Below are 3,391 nucleotides of genomic sequence, written 5' to 3' on the forward strand. Positions count from 1 at the left end.
ATTTTTTCTTTCATTTACGTTACGAATGACTTGTGAAAGGACGCTTATATCTGCCCAATTTACGCTGTGAATCGCACCACAGAATCTGCAATTTACGTTATGGAACTCTGGGTTTATAATGATTTTTTTTGCAGAACGTATGTTCTATAATAGAGCGGATAGATTTAATTTCAGGTTTACTTTGTAAGAACCTTCTTGCAATATTTATGTGCACCACAATGCGGACATACTAATTTTCGCTTTGTAATTGTATGCGGTCCCATAATATATGACTTCATATCTGGAACAAATCTATTATGACATTCGGGACATTCAAAGGCTCCTGCTTCTCTGTCAAGGACACAGGCAATTGCAACCCCTCCAACTATCACAACAAGCCCTATTCCTATAAGAAGAACTCTAATCCAGTTCTCCATCTCCAGCATTCCAGACAATATAAATAATGGAACTGCCGCTATAATTGTAAGTCCTGCAATCATTGCTGACAGGACAATTTTCTTTTTACTTTCCTGAGTTTCCCTGACTAAATTCACCATATTTTCCTCCGCTTTCTTCAGATACTCTTCTTCAGATACTCTTTCACCAGATAGTAGTTCATTAACTGTTATCTCCAGTTCATTACATAATGGCAACAGCAATGATACTTCTGGAAAACCATTTCCTCTCTCCCATTTTGAAATTGTTTTATCACTGATTGCTAATTTTTCTGAAAGCTGTTTTTGCGTATATCCTTTTCGTTTTCTTTCATCAGCAATAAATTTACCAATCTTGATTTGATCCATCCGTTTTCCTCCTTTCTGGTCTGATTATCCTATGATTTGATCATCAATCACACCCACGCGGCGTAGAATATGGTGAATTTATGCGGTTTCTACGCTCCGTAGAGTGAAATTGGAAAATCAGGGCAAAAAAATCTGATAACACATTATAGCACAAAGTGAATTAGAATGAAGTGGAATTGCAGATGTGGTTATGGTATTATTTTACTATTGACGAATCGAATTTTAAGGAGGTTTATTATGGACAGACCAATAACAACGTTATTTATGCTTATGTCTTTAGATGGAAAGATAAGTCCCGGTGCATCAGATGCTTTAGATGTAGATAAGGATTTTCCAAAGATAGACGGGTTAAAAGAGGGGCTGCCTCAATATTATGAAATCGAGCAGACAACCGACCTTTGGTCTTTTAATACAGGACGCGTGCAGGAAAAGATGGGCGTGAACCAAAAGCCCTATCCCGATAAGACTCCCGTCTCATTTGTCTTATTGGATAACAACCATTTGACCGAACATGGCGTAACATATTTCTGCAAGAAATCACAAGTGTTTGTGCTGATTACATCCAATAAAGATCATCCTGCTTATAACATTAAGGAAAATAATCTCCATATCATTTTTCAGGAAAAACTGTCGCTGAAAGATGCTCTTCGTGAATTAAAATCATCGTATGGATGCAACAAATTAACAATCCAAAGCGGTGGAACGGTGAACGGATTATTCCTTCGTGAGAAGTTGTTTGATTATATCGATGTTGTTGTGGCTCCAGTGCTGATCGGCGGTAAAGAAACCTCTTCCTTAATAGACGGCAGTTCCATTCTTTCAGAAAATGAATTATCTGAGCTGGGTGTCCTGAAACTCATTGATTGCACAGTTTTAAATGACTCATATATCAGAGTTCGATATCAAGTAATCAACTGATAATGCCAGTTTACCTGAACACCGGTTACTACGAGTTTCATAACGTAAATTACAGATGTGGTTATGGTAGAATTTTGGTATTAACGAATTTAGCAAAGCGGAGTTGAACAAAGGAGTTGAAATGACATGAAAAAGAAAATGATTATATTACTATCTGCAATGGTAATCTGTTTGATTGGCATTATTATGTGGTATAATGTTTCTCTTAACTTGACGGATTTAGTTTCTGATGAAGTCATGGAAATTGTTGTTTTTAATGGCAATAGCGGAGAAACAACACATATTACTGATGAACAGCAGATTCAGCATATTATACAAAATTTGAATGATGTCACAGTGAAAAAGTGGAAACCGTCTGTTGGATATACGGGATATAGTTTCAAAATAACCATTTATTTATCTGACGGAAACGAGGCAGATGGATGGAATAATTTTATTATTAATTCAGAGGATACAATTAGAAAAGATCCGTTTTTTTATTCTGTTGTAACAGGAAAGATTGATTACAATTATATTAAAAGTATTGTAAAATAATCAACTTCCAGTTTAACTTATGAACTGCCGCTCGTAACAAGGATTGACGGATTACAAGGTATTAAGCACCTTGAATCGCAGATTTTGTGGTGCGATTCACAGCGCTGATTGGGCATGTATAAGAGTTCTTTTACAAGTCATTCACAGCGTAAATGAAAAGAAAAATTGTACAGACAAATATTATTTTCTTTGTGAGCTATGGAGATGGGATTCTAACAATCATGGAAGCTTTTGCTGAACATGATTGTTGCTTAGAACTCCATCGGAATGTCTAGCGAACAGAAACATAATATTTCGTCTGTACGATTTTTCTTTTTAATCAACATATAAGAATGACTTATAAGAGGACGCTTATATCTGCCCTTCACAACCTAAGAAAGCACCACAAAATCTGCGACACTACGCCACCTAAATCTGTTTTACTCTTCCACCGTCCCATCAATTTCTGCTTTTTCAAGCGCATTCTCCACCGCATTTAAAAGCATAACCGTTGTGTATTGATTGTCTGCCTGATAGGATATATTTTCCACCGACTGTGTTTTGATGATCTGGTCTGACACTTCTTCCAACGCAGGTTCCACCAACGGATACATTGTCGTCACTGTCTCATTCAGATTCACAAGAGAGATCGAATTGATCCGATTCTCATCCACAATGACCTGCACATCCAAAGTGCTGTCATGAAAGAGTATGGAAGATGTGTAGACTCCTGCCACATATTTCATTGTCTCCACAGATTTATCTTTTTCTTTTTTTGGTAAAAACATAAAAAGCAGCAACACGACCAGCAGAATTCCTAATCCCACAAAAATTGCTGTATAAATGAGTTCTTTCATATGAAGGACTACGATTTTTGTCTTTGCACTCATTGATGTATCTCCTGCCACTGATTATTACATTGTATGCCGCATTTCAAATATCATGCAATTTTCCTGATAAAATTTCATATAAAAGTTATGCTAAAAGTTTTTTCTGTTTTTTGTAAAAAAGTTGTTGACAAAGTTCTTATCTCATAGTATTATATCAAATGTGTCTGGCACACGGCAGAACACAAAACAATATGCGCGAGTGGCTCAGTTGGTGGAGCACGACCTTGCCAAGGTCGGGGCCGCGGGTTCGAGTCCCGTCTCGCGCTCTCATAAACTTATATTGACTGA

4 protein-coding genes and 1 tRNA gene are annotated in these 3,391 nt (G+C 36.9%); 3 read left to right on the forward strand and 2 right to left on the reverse strand.

The features are described 5' to 3' along the window. Window positions 1-176 precede the first annotated feature (176 nt). Window positions 177-782 carry a helix-turn-helix domain-containing protein gene (locus ROSEINA2194_RS16820; protein WP_009860881.1) on the reverse strand — a complete coding sequence of 202 codons (606 nt, stop codon included), beginning with the start codon at window positions 780-782 and terminating at the stop codon, window positions 177-179. Between the two features lie 237 nt (window positions 783-1,019). Here ROSEINA2194_RS16820 and ROSEINA2194_RS16825 point away from each other — a divergent pair, with 237 nt between their 5' ends. Together ROSEINA2194_RS16825 and ROSEINA2194_RS16830 are read left to right on the forward strand one after the other, a co-directional pair. Continuing rightward, window positions 1,020-1,700, forward strand: a complete 681-nt coding sequence (locus tag ROSEINA2194_RS16825; protein WP_009860882.1) for a dihydrofolate reductase family protein — start codon at window positions 1,020-1,022, stop codon at window positions 1,698-1,700. 126 nt (window positions 1,701-1,826) lie between these two features. Beyond that, window positions 1,827-2,234: a hypothetical protein gene (locus ROSEINA2194_RS16830; RefSeq protein ID WP_009860883.1), complete on the forward strand. Its 408-nt coding sequence runs from the start codon at window positions 1,827-1,829 to the stop codon at window positions 2,232-2,234. Between the two features lie 419 nt (window positions 2,235-2,653). On the opposite strand, the gene ROSEINA2194_RS16835 is transcribed toward ROSEINA2194_RS16830, so the two are convergent. Next, the gene (locus tag ROSEINA2194_RS16835; protein ID WP_009860885.1) at window positions 2,654-3,103 is read right to left on the reverse strand and encodes an FMN-binding protein; all 450 of its coding nucleotides are present in this window, start codon (window positions 3,101-3,103) and stop codon (window positions 2,654-2,656) included. Between the two features lie 193 nt (window positions 3,104-3,296). On the opposite strand from ROSEINA2194_RS16835, the gene ROSEINA2194_RS16840 reads away from it, so the two are divergent. Further along, window positions 3,297-3,369, forward strand: a tRNA-Gly gene (locus tag ROSEINA2194_RS16840). Window positions 3,370-3,391: the final 22 nt, after the last annotated feature.

This window comes from Roseburia inulinivorans DSM 16841 (assembly GCF_000174195.1).
Taxonomy (GTDB): Bacteria; Bacillota; Clostridia; order Lachnospirales; family Lachnospiraceae; genus Roseburia; species Roseburia inulinivorans.